Source organism: Konateibacter massiliensis, from assembly GCF_900184995.1.
GTDB classification, from domain to species: Bacteria; Bacillota; Clostridia; order Lachnospirales; family Lachnospiraceae; genus Lachnotalea; species Lachnotalea massiliensis.
In genome coordinates, this window is the sequence record NZ_LT860099.1 from 404,165 (window position 1) to 422,725 (window position 18,561).

Here is an 18,561-nt window from a genome sequence, read left to right on the forward strand (position 1 = left end):
CAGAAATGAAGGAAAAAATTGTTTTGATAGACGGGCATAGTATATTAAACCGTGCGTTTTACGGAGTGCCGGATTTAAGTAACAGCAGGGGCTTCCACACCAATGCCATATATGGATTCTTAAATATCATGTTTAAAATATTGTCGGAGGAGAATCCGCAGTATCTGGCGGTTGCTTTTGACGTGAAGGCGCCGACCTTCCGCCATGAGATGTATGCGGAGTATAAGGGAACGAGAAAGCCGATGCCGGAGGAGCTTAGAGAGCAGGTTCCGGCAATTAAATCTCTGCTGCAGGCGATGGGAATCAAGACGATTGAGCAGGCAGGCTATGAGGCGGATGATTTGCTTGGTACGATATCAAAGCGCGCGTCAAAAGACGGTCTGGAGGTATCTGTGATATCCGGAGACCGAGATCTTTTGCAGTTGGCAGAAAATGATATTAAAATTCGTATTCCGAAGACAAAAAGAGGAACGACTGAGATAGAGGATTACAATATGAAGGAAGTGCTGGAGACTTATCAGGTAACACCGGCACAGATTATAGAGCTTAAGGCACTGATGGGCGATGCGTCGGATAATATTCCGGGAGTACCGGGAATCGGAGAAAAGACGGCGACTAAAATCATAGTAGAGTATGGAAATATTGAAAATGCCTATGCTCACGTGGAGGATATCAAGCCGAATAAAGCAAAGGAAGCGCTGAAGGAGCATTTTGACAAGGCGCAGCTTAGCAAGGTGCTTGCGACAATCAATACAGAGTGTGAGATTGCATTTTCACTCGAAGAGGCAAGACTTGGAAATGTATATACAGACGCGGCATACCAGTTGTTCAAGGAATTTGAATTTAAGAATCTTTTGAGCCGTTTTGAGGCACCGGCAAACGATAACCGCCTTGAAGAGACGTTTCATCTTATCAATGCCCTTGACGAGGCAGAAACGATTCTAAATAAACTAAAAGAGTGCGAGAAAATAGGTCTGAAACTGATTACAGATAAAGGCCTGATTGGTGTGTCCTTTACCTTGAATGAAAAAGAAAGCTATTTTATTGCGGCGGAGGGCTTTATCACGGAGGACTATCTGCTTGGAAAAATAAAAGAGGTTGCAGCGAAGGCAAATCAAATAGCCACAATCGGCTTAAAAGAGCAGCTTTCCTATCTTTCGGTTACAGATATCAATCAATATTTTGACGTAGAAATCGGAGCTTATTTATTGAATCCGATGACTTCTGTGTATCCGTTCAGTGATATTGGCAAGGAATATCTGGGGCTTATGCTGCCGGAAAAAGAAGAACTGATTGGAAAGCTTTCCTTTGCGTCAGCATATGAGCAGAAGCCTGAGGAGCTTTACAAGATGGCATGCTATATGAGCTATGTTTCCTTTTGTTCCTCTGCGGTGATGGAGGAAAAGCTAAAGGAAGCGGGCGAGTGGAATTTATTCAAGGAAATCGAAATGCCGTTGATTGTGACACTCTATGATATGGAGAGAGCAGGAATTGCGGTTGAGAAAGAGACGTTAAAGGTTTATGGGGATCAACTGAGTGTAAAAATTATAGAGCTTGAAAAGAAGATTTATGAGCTGTCAGGAGTAGAGTTTAACATCAACTCACCAAAGCAGCTTGGAGAAATCCTATTTGATAAATTAGGACTTCCGTACGGAAAAAAGACAAAAACAGGCTATTCTACGGCGGCGGATGTACTGGAGCGGCTTGCACCGGAGTATGAGATTGTGTCTTATATTTTGGAATACAGGCAGCTTACCAAGCTGAAATCAACTTATGCGGACGGGCTGGCAAATTACATCGGAGATGACGGAAGAATTCACGGAACTTTTAATCAGACGATTACGGCGACGGGAAGAATCAGCAGTACTGAGCCGAATTTACAGAACATTCCGATTCGTATGGAGCTTGGCAGACTGATACGAAAGGTGTTTGTTCCGAAAGAGGGTTACGTTTTCGTAGATGCCGATTATTCTCAGATTGAGCTAAGGGTTTTGGCACATTTTTCTGGAGATGAGAAACTGATACAGGCATATAAGGAGGAGCAGGATATTCATAAGATAACAGCCTCCGAGGTATTCCACACGCCGCTTGATGAGGTGACAAGCCTCCAAAGAAGAAACGCAAAGGCGGTTAATTTCGGTATTGTCTATGGAATTAGTTCCTTCGGGCTTAGCCAGGACTTGAGTATTTCCAGAAAAGAGGCATCCGAGTATATCGAAAAGTATTTTGAGACTTATCCGGGTGTTAAGAAATTTTTGGATGAGGCAGTTTCGAAGGCGAAGGAGACGGGCGTTTCTACTACGATGTTCGGACGTATCAGACCGATACCGGAGTTGAAATCAAGCAATTTTATGCAGCGTTCCTTTGGGGAGCGTGTGGCAATGAATGCACCAATACAGGGAACTGCCGCAGATATTATAAAAATTGCGATGATACGTGTCAACGACCGCTTGAAAAAGGAGTCCTTCCGGTCACAGCTTATTTTGCAGGTGCATGATGAGCTTTTGATTGAAGCACATAAGGACGAAGTGGAAAAGATAAAGGAAATTCTGAACGAGGAAATGCACGGAGCGGCAAACCTCCTTGTTCCTCTGGAAATTGATATGAATACAGGAAATAGCTGGTATGAGACGAAATAAGGCATAGGCAGTCTTATCGGGGGACGATATGAAGATAATTGGCATAACCGGCGGAATCGGAGCCGGAAAAACGAGTGTTTTAAACTATATTCAAAAAAAATATAAGGCAAGAATCGTCATGGCAGATTTGGTTGCTCATATGCTTGAGGAACCGGGACAAAAGTGCTATTATAGTATCGTTGAGACGTTTGGAAGCGGCATTTTGAACTCTGACATGACGATAAATCGGCAAAAGCTTGCCCAAATTGTCTTTGATGATGAAGCAAAGCGCCTTAAATTAAACGCCATTGTGCATCCCGCTGTCAAAGAATATATCGTGAATGAGATAGGCGAGGAGCGAAAAAATAATAAAATTGATTATTTTATTATAGAAGCAGCATTGCTATTAGACGATAAATATGATTTAATATGTGATAAAGTGTGGTACATTTATACAGAGGAAAACCTGAGAAGAGAACGGCTGAAGGCTTCCAGAGGGTACAGCGACGAAAAAATTACTGATATTGTTAAGACCCAGCTTACAGAGTCGGCATTTCGGGAGAAATGTGATATGGTGATAGATAATAATTTATCAGAAGAGGATACATATGCGCAGATTGATGCGGCATTAAGGGAGGAGCATTAAGTTGGCAGATACAATGAAATATTCCCAGCACTTAGTTTTTGGACTTGATATCGGGACGAGAAGTATTGTGGGGACCGTTGGGTACAAAGAGAGAGAAAAGTTCAATGTAGTAGCTCAATATGTAAAGGAACATGATACACGTGCAATGCGGGACGGTCAGATCCATGACATCAACAAGGTAGGAGAAACCATAGCGCATGTAAAGGGAGAACTGGAACAGCAGATTGGACGTGGGCTTACCGAGGTCTGCATCGCGGCGGCGGGGCGTGTACTTCGAACCGTTACGGTGAATGTGGAGTATGAATTTCCCGAGGAAAGCGTTGTAAATCAGGAGCATATTTATTCGTTGGACATGCTTGGAGTTGAAAAGGCACATGATGAAATTAACGGCAATAAGGAGTCAGATATCCGTTTTTATTGTGTCGGCTATACGGTTGTAAGATATTATTTAAATAACTATATCATCGGCAATCTGGAAAATCACAGGGCGAATAAAATCGGTGCAGAACTGATTGCCACCTTTTTGCCGGAGGACGTTGTATCCGGTTTGAACACTGCTGTAAATCTTGCCGATTTGGAGGTTGCAAACCTCACGCTGGAGCCGATTGCGGCAATCAATATCGCGATTCCTGAGGTATATCGCATGCTGAATATTGCACTTGTCGATGTAGGTGCCGGAACCTCCGATATTTCTATTACAAAGGACGGAAGTATTATTGCCTACGGTATGATACCGAAGGCAGGCGATATCGTGACCGAGACACTCGCAAAACATTGCTTGATTGATTTTCAAACAGCGGAAAAAATTAAATTTGAGATTGGCACGAAGAAAAAAACGGTGACCTATAAAGATATTATGGGAAATACGATAAAGATTCCGCGTGAAGAGCTTTCAAAGCTTGCAGAGCCTGTTATAGAAGAAATCACAAAAGAGATTGCGGATAAAATCATTGAACTAAACGGCGGCAAAGCAGTCAGTGCTGTGTTTGTGGTCGGAGGCGGCGGAAAAATCAACGGCTTTGTTGAAAATCTTGCCCAATTCTTAAAAATTCAAAAAGAGAGAGTGGCACTTCGTGGAGAGGAAGTGTTGGGAGACGTGAACTTTTTCCAGAAGGAGATTAAGAAGGACCCACTTCTTGTCACACCGGTCGGAATCTGCCTGAATTTTTACAACCAGAACAATAATTTTATTTTTGTCAACTTTAACGGGGAACGCATCAAGATGTACAACAACAACCGCCTTACCATTGTGGATGTTGCAATACAGGCAGGCTTCCCGAATGACCAGCTTTTCCCGAGAAGGGGACCGGAGCTTAACTTTAAGGTGAACGGTAAAAACCGTATGGTGCGCGGTGAGTTTGGAGAAGCGGCAATCGTAACGCTGAATGGAAACCCTGTCGGCATCAACAGTGCGATTGAGGCAAATGACAAGATAAAGATTATCGGCTCAACAGCAGGAAAAGCGGCAGAACTTGATATTGAAAAGATACCGGAATTTCACGGAACCATCGATATTATCGTGGAGGGTAAGAAGATACCATGTCCTCAGTATGCGGAGGTAAACGGAAGTATTGTGTCCAACTACTACAGCATTCAGAACAATGATGAGATTGTGATGCGAAATTATTACACAGTGGCACAGATTTTAGAGTTTATGGATATTATTTTGGATGAGGATACCGAAATTTTCGTAAACAATAAGGCTGTGAAAAAGGATGAAAAGGTATATGAGAACTTTTCCATACACTGGACCCAAAAAAGCTGGGAAGAGCCAGAGGATACATATGCTCCGAATGAGGAGACTAAGATAGAAAAAGACAGCAAGGAAGAGACAGAAGTAGTGTTGCAGGAGAAAAAAGAGCCAATCAACTTAGAAGTGACGGTGAATCATAAACTAGTTACGCTGAGCGGAAAAACCGGCTACGTATTTGTCGATGTATTTGATCAGATTAATTTTGATTTAAAAGGTTCAAAGGGAAGAGAGATTGTGACACTGTTAAACGGTGAAAAGCCAAAATATACGCAGGAACTAAATGCTTTCGATGTGATTGAAATTTATTGGAAGGAATAAAGTAAAGTGAATTCTGAAAAAATAATTAAAATTCATACCAATATTGCGAGAATCCGTATTGCTTTCTGGATTGTATTTATGACTCTTTATGGGATAGGTGTCTCGATAGATGTTTGGGATATAAGATATTCACCCAAGCTGCTTCCCGGAATCATTGTTTTTATTTTTATTGTAATTGACGGTATATTTTCGATTAAAAATTATTACTCGAATTTTCGAATTATTCAAATTATTCGTATACCGATGGCAATATGTGCGCTGATTAATATAATTGTGAATCAAACGAACATGCACATTGCGTCGATGTCCGTCTTGTTTTTTGTATTGCTGATGATGCAGCTTTTGTATTTGACGGATATAGCCAGATTGAGGTGGAAGTTGGTCACGTTTTATGCGATGGCGGTACCGATGCTATGCTTAAGTGTGATTCAGATTGTGCAGAAGGGAGAAATCGGTTTTACCTTTAAGACATTGGCGTTTCTTGGTGTTTTTCTCTCTTATATGACATTTTTTATCATACTGGCTTCACGAGTTTTTGCAGAAAACAATCTGGTGATAAAAAAGCTAAAAGGTGAACTTATCAAGATAAAGCAGAGCACTGCCTCGGAACATGACACCAAAAAGGGGCAGGGAAATAACGATTATGAAAAGCTGAGCCATGAAAACTCAGAAATGCTCGTTGAGAATTTAATTCAGCAATATATTTCGTCCTCCCTGGAAATCAGCAATCTGATGAAGCTGATAGCAGAGAGTTTATCAGAGGCACTTGTTGTTAATCTGTGCAGTATCATTGTGAGGGATGAATATAAGGATACCTATCAGTATCATACCCGAACGATGTTTAATAATTTAAAGCTGGAGCATTTTAATTCATATATTGAAGATAAACGCTTAGTTGAAGTGTTTCGGGATTTAAAGGCACCGTTTATTGACAATGAGGTGGATTTTGATGATTACGATTTTTTGTCAGGGATGGATATCAGATCCTTGCTTGTCTATCCGCTTAGAAACGAGGAAGAATGGCTTGGTATGCTTATCATAGGAAAAGACATGTCGGATTACTTTGTGAAAAACATGTCATTCTTTGAGCGCGTGAGCACACAATTTTCCATTGCAATTATGAATGCCAGAACCTACACGAAGATGGAAAATATGGCGATGAAGGACGGACTGACAGGCATTTATAACAAGACTTATATGATACAAAAAATAAATGAGGGAATCACGGATGCGGTTTTAAACAAAAGCACACTTGCTGTTATTTTCTTTGACATTGATAAGTTTAAGAAGGTGAATGATACATATGGTCATATGTTCGGCGATGAAGTGATTCGTGTCTGTGCCAATATTTCAAAAGATGTTGCGAGAAAATACGACGGTTTTGCAGCCCGCTATGGCGGTGAGGAATTTGTTATTATATGTAAGGAGGGGTCAGTGGAAAAGCTTCGCGGTTTGGCGGAGACACTGCACGCAAGAGTCAAAGAGACGGAGATTTCCTATAGGGGGAGCTCAATTTTTGTCGATATCAGTATTGGGGTTGCTACTTTCCCGGAGACATGCAACAATCCTGCTGAGTTGATTGAGAGAGCGGATAGAGCAATGTATCAATCAAAAATCAGCGGAAGAGGGCGCATTACATTTGACGGGGAATATACACCGTAGAAAAAAGTGTGCCAATGGAGGATAAAATGAAACTATGCAGTATAACAAGCGGGAGCAGCGGAAATTGTATTTATATCGGTTCCGATAATACCCACTTAATGATAGACGCAGGCATAAGCGGAAAAAGAATAGAAAACGGGTTAAACCAGATTGGGCTAAAAACCTCGGACATGAATGGAATTTTAATTACACATGAACATTCTGACCACATAAGCGGGCTTGGTGTGGTTGCAAGAAAATATGGAATTCCGATTTATGCGACGCAAGGGACAATAGGGGAAATCAGGAGAAGCAGGTCTTTAGGGGCAATACCCGAGGAGCTGTTTCAGATAATCAGAGAGGACGAGGAATTTTGTATCAACGATCTAACCGTCCATCCTTTTTCAGTTTCCCACGATGCCGCACAACCGGTGGCTTACCGTATTTGCAAGGAAGAAAAATCCATTGCAGTGGCGACAGATCTTGGAAAATATGATGATTATACGATAGAGAATTTAAAGGACTTGGATGTATTGCTGTTGGAGGCAAACCACGATATTAACATGCTTCAGGTTGGCTCTTACCCTTATTATTTAAAACAACGTATCCTTGGAGACAAGGGGCATCTATCGAATGAGCTTTCGGGAAGATTGCTTGGAAGGCTTATGAGCGATAAGCTAAAGGCGGTAGTACTTGGGCATTTAAGCCGCGAAAATAACTATGAGGAGCTTGCCTATGAGACGGTGAGACTTGAGATTTCCATGAGTGAGACGGCATACAAGCCAGAGGATTTTTACATTACGGTAGCAAAGCGTGATGCAGTGTCAGAGCTGATAACGGTTTAAATATATTACATTAATAAATGCAATTGAAAAATGAGGAGATTAGCACATGAAAAAAACAATTATAACTGTCGTAGGAAAAGATACCGTTGGCATTATCGCAAAGGTTTGTACTTATCTGGCTGAGAACAACATTAATATTTTAGATATTTCCCAGACGATTGTACAAGACTATTTTAACATGATGATGATTGTGGATGCAAATAAAGCTGTAAAGCCTTTTGCCGATACAGCCGGAGAGCTTGATAAGCTGGGGGAAGAAATCGGAGTTAAAATTACCTGTCAGCATGAAGAAATTTTCAACAAAATGCACCGAATTTAAGCCAAAGGAGAACCGGATAGTATGATAAATATGTTTGAGGTCAATGAGACCAATAAGATGATAGAGCAGGAAAACCTTGATGTAAGAACCATTACACTTGGTATCAGCCTGTTGGATTGTATCGACTCAGATTTGATAAAGCTAAACAACAATATCTATGAGAAAATAACGAAAACCGCAAAAGATTTAGTAAAAGTCGGAAATGAGATAGAGAGGGATTACGGTATTCCGGTAGTGAACAAGAGAATTTCGGTAACTCCGATTTCTTTGATTGGAGCTTCCGCATGTAAAACGCCGGACGATTACGTTACCATTGCGCAGACACTTGATAAAGCGGCAGTTGAGGTAGGCGTAAATCTGCTGGGCGGTTATTCTGCATTAGTGTCAAAGGGAATGACAAAAAGCGATGAGCTGCTTATCCGTTCCATTCCAAAGGCGCTGGCAGTGACAGAGAGAGTGTGCAGCTCTGTGAATTTAGGTTCCACAAAGACCGGCATTAACATGGATGCGGTGCGTCTGATGGGTGAAATCCTGCTGGAGACAGCGGAGATGACCAAGGAGCAGGATTCTGTGTCTTGTATGAAGCTGGTTGTATTTTGTAATGCTCCGGATGATAACCCGTTTATGGCAGGAGCCTTCCACGGCGTGACGGAAGCGGATGCGATTATAAACGTAGGTGTCAGCGGACCGGGCGTTGTAAAGACTGCACTTTCCAAGGTACGAGGCGAGAGCTTCGAGGTTTTATGTGAGACAATTAAAAAGACGGCCTTTAAGGTAACCAGAGTAGGGCAGCTTGTGGCACAGGAGGCTTCCAAGCGCCTTAACGTACCGTTTGGTATTGTAGATTTATCTTTGGCACCGACACCGGCTATCGGTGACAGTGTTGCGGATATTCTGTGTGAAATCGGCTTAGAATATGCGGGTGCTCCGGGAACGACAGCGGCATTGGCATTGTTAAATGATCAGGTGAAAAAGGGCGGCGTTATGGCATCCTCTTATGTAGGCGGATTGAGCGGCGCATTTATTCCGGTCAGCGAAGACCAAGGAATGATCGATGCAGTACAGGCAGGCGCCCTTACACTGGAAAAATTAGAGGCAATGACCTGTGTTTGTTCCGTAGGACTTGATATGATTGCGATTCCGGGAAGCACGAAGGCAACGACAATATCAGGAATTATTGCGGATGAGATGGCAATCGGTATGATTAATCAGAAGACAACAGCGGTCCGTATTATTCCTGTTATCGGAAAGGATGTCGGAGAAACTGTAGAATTCGGCGGTCTGTTCGGCTATGCACCGATTATGCCGGTAAATCAATTCTCCTGCGATGCATTTGTAAACCGCAAGGGACGTATTCCGGCACCGATTCATAGCTTTAAGAATTAAAAATAAAAAGGAAAAGAATGTGCTGTGCACATTCTTTTTTTATTACTTATACAATAATAATCTGCTGTTTAAATTCATTTGGGATGCGGCAGTCGAATTTATCGGTCACGATTGTATTGTAAAGATCGGCTGCGAAAATATCTTGCTCAAGCATATGGATGCCGAGTGGACTTAACAGCTTCTTGTAATCCGCCAACTTGCTGATAAGAGGAATTTGGGCATTGTTTCCAAGTTCTGTCAGCAAAGGGGCGGAATTTCTTTTAAAGCCCAAAATACGGGCATAAAGGGCATAGCCTTCTTCGATATAGCGGGTCACCATATCACCTTCTATATGGAGGAGAATATGGGTCAGACTTCGGTTGATTCTCGTAAGTGTATATTGCTTATTTTTCAAAAGCTCCATAAAATCCTCTGCATTCCGATAATCAGGAAGCTTGTTCGCGATGGAATTTGCGAGAGCTTCGGAGACATCCCAATATTTTGCAAGTGGTTTCTGGTGCGACAGAATAAGCCTATATTTTAAAACAGAAGAAAAGTCGTTCATATAAATAGGAAAGGTTTTTTTATATTCTTTTGTTAGGATATCATAGACAGCGCTCGGAACCTGCTCCTTAAAATTTGTCAGCCCGCTTTCCTGCAAGGCAGCGCGGATGGCGGAAGCAGAACAAATCACATCGTTGATGCGCGTATCGTGGTAGCCCGAAACAACTCGTTTGATTGTAACTGGTTTGATAGAGCTGTCTAGCTTTTTGATTGCCTTGATATATTCAATTGCAAGAATATTGTTTGGCTCTGACAGAATTTTTTCAAATGTATCATAATCGGAGCCTGTCCTAGAAATAAAGTCAAGCAGTGCCTTCTGTCGCGCCGCAGGAAAGGAGGCTCCTTCCTTTAAATAGCCCTTTAATAGCTCCTGAAAGCGTTCCGGCTCCGTTGTCAGTATATCGGCAATCTCCTCCAAAGCGGCAATGTTACCGCATTCACTTCCAAAGCAGACAGAATCGACGCAGCCTAATTTATGAAAGAGTGAAACGGCACCCATTGCGAAAAACTCAGCGCTTCCTGTTGCAAAAGCACACGGAAGTTCAAGAACCAAGTCAGCGCCGCACTGCAATGCCATCTCTGTTCGTTTGTATTTATCAATAATGGCGGGAGCTCCCCGCTGTAAAAAGTTCCCGCTCATTACTACAATCACATAGTCAGCACTTGTTAAATTTTTAGCTAACTTAATATGGTGCAGATGACCATTGTGAAACGGATTATATTCTGTTATCAAACCTACTATTTTCATGGTCTGTTCGTCCTTTCTGTAACCTAAAAACTAAAACTTCTTCTTTGACTATAACATAAAAAGTTGTATAATAGAAGAATGACATACATAGATGTAGAAAGGAATATGGATGAATATATTATTTTTTTTAATACCCAAAAATAATACGGCATATGTTTACAGCGATTATTCTGTGAGACAAGCTTTAGAGAAGATGAAGCATTATCATTACACTGCCGTTCCGATGATAGACAGAGACGGGAAATATATTGGAAGCATAACGGAGGGCGATTTCCTGTGGGGAATGGCGGAGCAGGCTGATACAATAACGGATTGGGAGCATATTTCGGTTTTAGAGATTAAGAGAAGAGTGGATAATAAAGCAGTCAATATTGATGCTAATATTGAAGATTTAATTGATATGTCGTTGTATCAGAACTTTATTCCGGTTGTGGACGACCATGAAGTGTTCATTGGATTAGTGACAAGAAAAGATATTATACAATATTTGTGTAAAAGATGCTCTGAGCAGAAATAATGTGATAAAAATAATGGGAGTTATCCGGTTTTGTCGGATGACTCCCATTTCATATGAAGGTTTGATTTTACTGGTTATTTGAAACATCAAATGAAAGGCCTGAAGACATAGGATAACAGACATCTCGTCACAGCGTAACTTAAGTACTATTTACAATATGGAAATATTTGGGATATCATTTAAAGAAAAGTTTTTATTATCTAATAACTAAAATCAGATTAAATATAGCATAAATATATTCGTAAGGGGAGAAGACGAATGGATTGCACAAATATAGTAATAAAAAGTAATTTAGAATTATTGGTCGAAAAACTTAAATATCATGTAAATAGAGATACGTTTTTTAATATTATATTAGAAGCAGTAGAAGACTTGAAAAAAACGCAATACGATAATGAGAGAGTCAGAGACTTTTTCTATAATTTAGTGTTCGAAGCAATATTTAATGTAGATGAAGATTATGCATATGTAACAGAGTACTTGGCATATTTTAAAAGTAATGTTCCATTTAATTTAGACGATTTTGAGGTTATGGTGAAAAGGTTGAAAAATGGTACAGTACAATTTAAGAATGCGGAAGAAACCTCTGTACTGGATGAAGAGTTCTGGAAAGCGGATATAGCAGCATCATTTGCTGAGGGTGCGCAGAAAGAATATATGGACGATGACTTTTTATTTGAAGAACAGGAACAAATTGAAAGTGATGACACAATGATATTGAGTGAGTCGTTTTGGAGCGAAAGACAGCAACTCTTTAGCAATGAAGAACAAATGAATCATCAACCATATTTAATTCGAGGAAGCAGTGATGAACGCATAGAAATCGATAAACAGGTGTTTCGTATCGGGAAGGATAGAAACTTGGTTGATTATGCGATTGATGCAAATTCAGCAATAAGCAGACGTCATGCTGAAATAATCATAAAAGGAAAACACTATTTTATTTGTGATAAGTGTTCAACAAATAAGACCTATGTGGAAGATAAAGAGATACCGGCAGAAGAAGTGATTGAGATTTTTAATGGCACAAAGTTTAAAATAGCAGATGAACAATTCACATTTTATGTATAAGCACTGGGGAGAGTAATACAAAATGGATTTTGTAACGGTAGCATGCTCGGACATCGGGATAAAGAAAAAAGTGAATCAGGATAGTTATTGTATTAAGAGTGCCAGAACATGTATTGGAAATATTTTAATGGCTGTTATATGTGATGGAATGGGCGGACTTGCTAAGGGAGAAGTTGCCAGTGCCAGCGTCGTTACAAGATTTTCAAAATGGTTTGATTTAGAATTACCCAAAATAGTGGAAGATTTTTCGGTAGAAGCAGTAAAACAGCAATGGCAGAAGATTGTGAAAGAACAAAATCATAAAATCAAAACATATGGGGAAAGCCTAGATATCAATTTAGGAACAACGCTTACTGTCTTGTTAATCGTGGATGAGTATTATGCAATTATTGGACATGTGGGAGATTCAAGAGCATATAAAATAAATTCAACTGTTCAGATACTAACGGAAGATCAAACTATAGTGGCACGGGAAATGAAGGAAAACAAGCTTACAGCAGGGGAGGCAGAGCTTGATCCAAGAAGGAATATATTATTGCAATGCATTGGAGCGTCTAAAACGGTATTGCCGGATTATATTGTAGAAGGAGTTGAACCAAACTCTATCTATATGTTGTGTACGGATGGCTTTAGACATAAGATAACGGAAGAAGAAATATTTGAATATTTTAATCCTACGGCATTGACAGATGAGAAGTCGATGAAATCAAACTCGGATAAATTAGTTGAACTTAATAAAAAGAGATTGGAAAATGATAATATTACGGTTCTTCTTATTAAGGTGGTTTAAGCTAATAAGAAAAGGATTAAAAATACCGTTAGCATGGGGTTAATTGAGTGGAGGAATAACTATGGCAGAAATAGGGGCTGTTATAGATGGCAAGTACGAAATATTAAAGCAGATTGGCAAGGGGGGAATGTCTAAGGTTTATTTGGCGATGGATCAAAGGCTGAATAAGCAGTGGGCAGTCAAAGAAATTATCAAGTGTACGACAAACAAGAATAATGAAGTTGTAGTGCAAAGTCTAATCGCAGAAGCGAATCTTATGAAAAAACTGGATCATCCAGCATTACCCAGAATTGTTGATATTATAGAAAATAAACATACTATTTATGTAATTATGGATTATATTGAAGGTGAGACATTAAGTACCTTGCTTAAGGATTACAAGGTGCAGTCGCAAGAAGTTGTGATTGAATGGGCAAAACAGCTTTGCCAGGTATTGTATTATTTACATACAAGAAAGCCGCCAATTATTTATCGGGATATGAAACCGGGAAACATTATGCTTAGTCCAGAAGGAAATATTAAGCTGATTGATTTCGGGATTGCAAGAGAATTTAAAGAACAGCAGATGGCAGATACAATCAGTCTTGGCACAAGGGGATATGCCGCGCCGGAACAGTTTGGAGGGAAAGGGCAAACGGATGCAAGGACAGATATCTATTGTCTGGGAGTAACCTTATACCATTTGATAACCGGTCAGAATCCTTGCGAGCCACCTTATGAGTTATATCCAATCAGATATTGGAATCCTAATCTCTCAGGGGGGCTGGAGAAAATTATCACCAAATGCACACAACTAAATCCAGAGGATCGATATCAATCTTGTGCAGAAGTATTATATGCATTGGAACACTTTGAAGAAGTGGATGATGCATATCGAAAGAAACAAAAGAATAAGCTTAAGTTTTTTAGTGCATCAGTTGGAACATGTGCTTTTTTTCTGATTGTTGGTATTTGGGGCCAGCTTATGAAGAACCACGCAGATAATTCGAATTATGAAATTTTAATTACCAGAGCGCAGAACTCAGTTTCGAGTGTACAGTCTTTAGAGACTTACCAGGAAGCGATTGATATCAAACCAGAGGATTTGACCGCATATTTGGATTTGATTGAGTTGTGTAAAGAAGATGCCGTGTTCACAGTTGAAGAACAGGAATTGCTGCTGAAGAAAATAAATAATAACATCGGTGTACTAAGAGAAAATGAAAACTACGCAGACCTTGCTTTTGAAATGGGGAAATTATACTGGTATTACTATAATTATGGGGTTGATACGGGAGAAGACGATAACCAGATAACAAAGATGAAGAGCTCAATCAAATGGTTTGAAGATGTGATTACGTATTCGCCAGCAAACTATGAAAATATAGAAATGGCAAGTATCTATCATGATATTGGTGTATTTAACCGTGATATAACGTTAAATGTGCAGGAAGCATCGGATAAAGGTCAATATTTGCCTTACTTTGAAAATATTAAAAAGCTGATTAGTACCGTGAATGAAGATGAAAATGAAATTGTAAGTCTGGAACTATATAAACTGGCTATGTATTCCATTGACAACTACGCCAGAAAATTTAAAGCGGATGGGGTGTTAGAGGAAGATATCCGTACTGTATATGAGACTGTTAAAACCCGCACCCAAAATATGATTACGACAACGGACAAAACGACACAGATCAAGGAATACATTATGCAAAGATTTGATAGTGCGGATAAATCAATTGTAAATGCTTATACAAAATAGGGAGAGTAATAAATGAACGCATCATTTTATGGAATTGTATCAAACATTGGTTTTTCATTGTCAGGAATTATGTTTGTTGTAACAATTATATTATTTTTCAAGCTTAATGTATTAAAACTCATTGGGGAACTTTCCGGAAGAACGGCCCAAAAAGAAATACAAGAAATCAGCCAGCAGACAATGGCGTACAAAACCGGTTCACTTAGAAAGAGGAGAAATGGTGCATCGGCGTATCTGTCAAGGGGAATTCTGCAAGCCAGAATGGGAGCGGAGAATAATAGTAAAAGGGAGAATAACGTTTATTACGAAGAGGTGACGGAACCGCTTTTTATACAAAATGAGGGAATTGACGTAACACAGCCATTAGAAGAATATGAAGGGGATAATGAAACACAGTTGCTGGAAGTTACAGAAAAACTTGGTACATGGATGAAAGTGCCAATTAAAAATGCAGATACGAGATTTCAAATTGTTAAAGATGAAGTACTCGTGCATACAGAGGATACCGCTGAAACTGAGTTGTTAAATAAGGAAAATATTATATTTTAGGGGAGAAAAGCGTGAGGATGAAACAGGGGAGAAATAATAAGAGGATTGTAAAATGCGGAATAAGTTTAGTTATTTTATGTACGTTGCTAGTGCCAAATGCGCCGATGACAGCATGGGCAGTATCTAGTGCAGATATAACTAATCCCACAGAGGTTGAAGGGCAAATAAACGAAATTGGAGACCGTGAAGTTACAGGTTTAGATACAGATACAGAGGATGTGGGCGACAGCAATACTGAAACAGCAATAGATACAGAAACACAAGCAGAAACCGAAGTGGCAAGCGATATAAGTGAAGATGGTACTAGTTTAACAGATGTGAGCAGTGAGAAGGTAGGGTCTGTTGCTCTTAATAGTACTACCTTTCCGGATGAAATATTTCGAAAGTATATTGCGGATAGATATGATAAAGATAAGAACGGGGAGTTGTCACAGGCTGAGATTAGCAGTGCTGACAGTATTGATGCTAATAAAAAAGGAATCAAGTCTGTTAAAGGCGTTGAGTATTTAAGTGAACTTTTATATTTATGTATTACTAATAACAGCATTGAAAATATAGATTTAAGCAACAATAAAAAATTAATAAGACTTGAATGCTCATTAAATAAATTAACAAGTATAGATATTAGTGCAAATACGGAACTTAGGTTTGTTTGGCTGGTAGGAAATAATATCACGTCATTAAATTTATTGAATAATACGAAAATAGAGGAATTGTATTGTAATAATAATCAATTAACAGAACTTGATGTAAGTAATCTCTCGGAATTAGGTTGGCTAGCTTGTGGTTATAACAAGTTGAATGAACTGAATGTATCAAAAAACCTGAAGTTAAAGCAATTAAATATTAATAGTACAAATATAACAAAAATGGATCTTAGCAGCAATACAAAGCTAAATACATTTGCATGCGCTTACACAGACATGACGTCGATAGATTTAAGAAATAATAATCTTATGGGGAGTCTGATATGTGCATATTCTAAAGTTGCAATCATTCAATGGGGAGACATGTCAAATTATTGGTTTTTGAATTTGTCCGATTGCTTAGTTGGAAATATTGATGTTTCACAATGCCCAGACTTAGCAGTCATATACTGTGAAAATAATAATATGACAGAATTGGATGTTACAAAGAATTCTAAGCTATTGGATTTATATTGCAGTAATAATAATCTAACTAAGCTGGATGTTAGTAATAATCCGTTATTAAACACGCTGGAATGTAGTAATAACCATATCAGCAAATTAGAACTACCGAATCAAAAACAATTATACGATTTGTATTGTGAGTTCAATAACCTGTCGGCATTAGACTTATCAAATACAGATGTAGTACGTGGTGAGTATTACGGTAACAGAAGAGAATTAAGTGCTGATAAAGACGGATATGTAGATTTATCTGTTTTAGAGGCAGATGGATTTGATATCACAAAGACAAGTAACTGGAGCAGCAACGTAGAAGTAAATACGGTGACCAAGAAACTGAAAGTAGATTTTTCCTCATCAACTACAAGACCGAAACAAGTAGACGTAACCTACCATTATAATATTAACAACTCTTATTTGGAAGATGAGGAATTTATATTACGAATCACCCAGTACAGAACCGATATAGCAGATGCCGTAATTGAAATGTATGACTCCCAAACCTACTGGGGGTTGGAAATAAATGGGATAAAAAAGATTACCTATAATGGTGAGGAATTAATTCGCGGAGGTGCGTATTCAATTGAAGGCGGCGGAACAAACATTAATGTAGGAACAGCAACAGTAACCATAAATGGTATCAATGACTTTGCCGGTTCTGTAACAAAAACATTTGAAATTTTACCGGCACCAATCAGTAAAGCGGTACTGGAGAAAATAGGAGATCAAACCTATACAGGAACTGCAATTACACCGAATGTATCGCTAAAGTTAAAATATGCTGATTATATGGTGAAAGACAAAGATTATACATTAAGATACGCAAGTAATACTGCAGCAGGAACAGCCACGGTAACAATAACCGGAAAAGGAAATTATACAGGGGAGGTCACCACAAGCTTTAAAATCAATCCAAGTAAGATAGCGACAGGCAAAATAGGAGACATATCCAAGCAAGCCTACAGCGGAAGTGAGGTAAAGCCGAGTATTACCCTGACAGTGAATAATAGGACATTAATAAACGGTACGGATTATGACTTAAGCTACAGTAATAATATCAATCTTGGGACAGCAACAGTGACAGCAACAGGAAAGGGCAATTATACAGGAAGTATCAGCAAGACCTTTAAAATCAGCATTGCGACTGTTAATAATTTAACAAATTCCAAAGCAACAACATCATCAATTAAGTTGAAATGGGATAAAGCAAGTGGTGTAGATGGATACGAGATATATAGCTGCAAGACCGGAAGCAAGAAATACACAAAGTTAACAACGATAAAGAAAGCATCAACCACAACATATACCAATAAAAAACTTAAAATAGGAACTGCTTATAGCTATAAGATAAGAGCCTATAAGACTATAAATGGAAAAAAACAGTACGGAGAATATACGGCGGTTCTAAATACAGCAACATCCATGGCAAAGCCAAAAATTAATTTGTCAGCCGGAAGTAAGAAAGCAACCATAACCTATCAGAAGGTGAGCGGAGCGAATGGGTATGAAATCTATATGTCAACTTCCAAAAAGGGAACATATGAAAAAGTAAAGACATTAACTAAAGTGAGCAAAATAAAATATACAAAAACAGGTTTAAAGAAGGGTAAGACGTATTATTTCAAAGTAAGGGCGTATAAAAATATAAATGGAGCAAAAGTATATAGCTCCTACAGTGCGGTAAAGAAGATTAAGGTAAAATAGCGTGGAAATTCTAAAATTAATGAATGTGATATTGTAGGTAGGTTTCTAGATTATTCAAATGGAATGAAGAAATTTGATTTTCAATTAAATACTTTTAATGATGAGAAATTAATTGAATGTTTGGATTATAATATGAGTAGTATTGTAGTGCCTGTTATTAATGGGGGAATACAGAAATATTTTGAGTTATTTCCGAATGCTATTTTGACTGCAAAACTTAA

14 protein-coding genes are annotated in these 18,561 nt (G+C 39.0%); 13 read left to right on the plus strand and 1 reads right to left on the minus strand.

What is annotated here, in order from left to right:
- The first annotated feature begins 5 nt into the window (after positions 1 to 5).
- Genes polA through CTY48_RS07685 form a run of 7 tightly spaced genes read left to right on the plus strand, consistent with a single transcriptional unit; the run spans position 6 to position 9,526 of the window.
- Entirely contained in the window at positions 6 to 2,639 is a 2,634-nt protein-coding gene (polA, locus tag CTY48_RS07655; RefSeq protein ID WP_099467919.1) for a DNA polymerase I, read from the plus strand.
- Positions 2,640 to 2,667: 28 nt separating this feature from the next.
- Positions 2,668 to 3,264, plus strand: a complete 597-nt coding sequence (gene coaE / locus CTY48_RS07660; RefSeq protein WP_099467920.1) for a dephospho-CoA kinase — start codon at positions 2,668 to 2,670, stop codon at positions 3,262 to 3,264.
- Between the two features lies 1 nt (position 3,265).
- Entirely contained in the window at positions 3,266 to 5,335 is a 2,070-nt protein-coding gene (locus tag CTY48_RS07665) for a cell division protein FtsA (RefSeq protein ID WP_328587796.1), read from the plus strand.
- 6 nt (positions 5,336 to 5,341) lie between these two features.
- Positions 5,342 to 6,997 carry a GGDEF domain-containing protein gene (locus tag CTY48_RS07670; RefSeq protein WP_099467921.1) on the plus strand — a complete coding sequence of 552 codons (1,656 nt, stop codon included), beginning with the start codon at positions 5,342 to 5,344 and terminating at the stop codon, positions 6,995 to 6,997.
- Positions 6,998 to 7,023: 26 nt separating this feature from the next.
- Positions 7,024 to 7,821, plus strand: a complete 798-nt coding sequence (locus CTY48_RS07675) for an MBL fold metallo-hydrolase (RefSeq protein WP_099467922.1) — start codon at positions 7,024 to 7,026, stop codon at positions 7,819 to 7,821.
- 46 nt (positions 7,822 to 7,867) lie between these two features.
- On the plus strand, positions 7,868 to 8,140 hold the full coding sequence (locus CTY48_RS07680; RefSeq protein WP_099467923.1) for an ACT domain-containing protein: 273 nt from the start codon (positions 7,868 to 7,870) through the stop codon (positions 8,138 to 8,140).
- A gap of 21 nt (positions 8,141 to 8,161) precedes the next feature.
- Positions 8,162 to 9,526: a PFL family protein gene (locus CTY48_RS07685; RefSeq protein ID WP_099467924.1), complete on the plus strand. Its 1,365-nt coding sequence runs from the start codon at positions 8,162 to 8,164 to the stop codon at positions 9,524 to 9,526.
- Positions 9,527 to 9,572: 46 nt separating this feature from the next.
- On the opposite strand, the gene CTY48_RS07690 is transcribed toward CTY48_RS07685, so the two are convergent.
- Positions 9,573 to 10,817, minus strand: a complete 1,245-nt coding sequence (locus CTY48_RS07690; protein WP_099467925.1) for a nucleotidyltransferase — start codon at positions 10,815 to 10,817, stop codon at positions 9,573 to 9,575.
- Positions 10,818 to 10,926: 109 nt separating this feature from the next.
- Here CTY48_RS07690 and CTY48_RS07695 point away from each other — a divergent pair, with 109 nt between their 5' ends.
- From CTY48_RS07695 to CTY48_RS07720, 6 genes are all read left to right on the plus strand, one after another.
- Positions 10,927 to 11,334, plus strand: coding sequence for a CBS domain-containing protein (locus tag CTY48_RS07695; protein WP_099467926.1), 408 nt, complete (start codon positions 10,927 to 10,929; stop codon positions 11,332 to 11,334).
- A 258-nt stretch (positions 11,335 to 11,592) separates the two neighbouring features.
- Entirely contained in the window at positions 11,593 to 12,405 is an 813-nt protein-coding gene (locus CTY48_RS07700; protein WP_099467927.1) for an FHA domain-containing protein, read from the plus strand.
- A gap of 22 nt (positions 12,406 to 12,427) precedes the next feature.
- Complete coding sequence (locus tag CTY48_RS07705; RefSeq protein ID WP_099467928.1) at positions 12,428 to 13,195, plus strand: PP2C family protein-serine/threonine phosphatase; 768 nt, start codon at positions 12,428 to 12,430, stop codon at positions 13,193 to 13,195.
- Between the two features lie 61 nt (positions 13,196 to 13,256).
- Complete coding sequence (locus CTY48_RS07710; protein ID WP_099467929.1) at positions 13,257 to 14,939, plus strand: serine/threonine-protein kinase; 1,683 nt, start codon at positions 13,257 to 13,259, stop codon at positions 14,937 to 14,939.
- Positions 14,940 to 14,951: 12 nt separating this feature from the next.
- A complete protein-coding gene (locus CTY48_RS07715) occupies positions 14,952 to 15,488 on the plus strand; it encodes a hypothetical protein (protein WP_099467930.1) in 537 nt (178 codons plus the stop codon).
- A 17-nt stretch (positions 15,489 to 15,505) separates the two neighbouring features.
- A complete protein-coding gene (locus CTY48_RS07720) occupies positions 15,506 to 18,340 on the plus strand; it encodes a fibronectin type III domain-containing protein (protein WP_099467931.1) in 2,835 nt (944 codons plus the stop codon).
- Positions 18,341 to 18,561: the final 221 nt, after the last annotated feature.

Excerpts from the sequence above, each read along its gene's own strand:
- polA (WP_099467919.1), top strand. The coding sequence starts at position 6 with ATGAAGGAAAAAATTGTTTTGATAGACGGGCATAGTATATTAAACCGT.
- coaE (WP_099467920.1), top strand. The coding sequence starts at position 2,668 with ATGAAGATAATTGGCATAACCGGCGGAATCGGAGCCGGAAAAACGAGT.
- CTY48_RS07675 (WP_099467922.1), top strand. The coding sequence starts at position 7,024 with ATGAAACTATGCAGTATAACAAGCGGGAGCAGCGGAAATTGTATTTAT.
- CTY48_RS07680 (WP_099467923.1), top strand. The coding sequence starts at position 7,868 with ATGAAAAAAACAATTATAACTGTCGTAGGAAAAGATACCGTTGGCATT.
- CTY48_RS07685 (WP_099467924.1), top strand. The coding sequence starts at position 8,162 with ATGATAAATATGTTTGAGGTCAATGAGACCAATAAGATGATAGAGCAG.
- CTY48_RS07690 (WP_099467925.1), bottom strand. The coding sequence starts at position 10,817 with ATGAAAATAGTAGGTTTGATAACAGAATATAATCCGTTTCACAATGGT.
- CTY48_RS07695 (WP_099467926.1), top strand. The coding sequence starts at position 10,927 with ATGAATATATTATTTTTTTTAATACCCAAAAATAATACGGCATATGTT.
- CTY48_RS07700 (WP_099467927.1), top strand. The coding sequence starts at position 11,593 with ATGGATTGCACAAATATAGTAATAAAAAGTAATTTAGAATTATTGGTC.
- CTY48_RS07705 (WP_099467928.1), top strand. The coding sequence starts at position 12,428 with ATGGATTTTGTAACGGTAGCATGCTCGGACATCGGGATAAAGAAAAAA.
- CTY48_RS07710 (WP_099467929.1), top strand. The coding sequence starts at position 13,257 with ATGGCAGAAATAGGGGCTGTTATAGATGGCAAGTACGAAATATTAAAG.
- CTY48_RS07715 (WP_099467930.1), top strand. The coding sequence starts at position 14,952 with ATGAACGCATCATTTTATGGAATTGTATCAAACATTGGTTTTTCATTG.
- CTY48_RS07720 (WP_099467931.1), top strand. The coding sequence starts at position 15,506 with ATGAAACAGGGGAGAAATAATAAGAGGATTGTAAAATGCGGAATAAGT.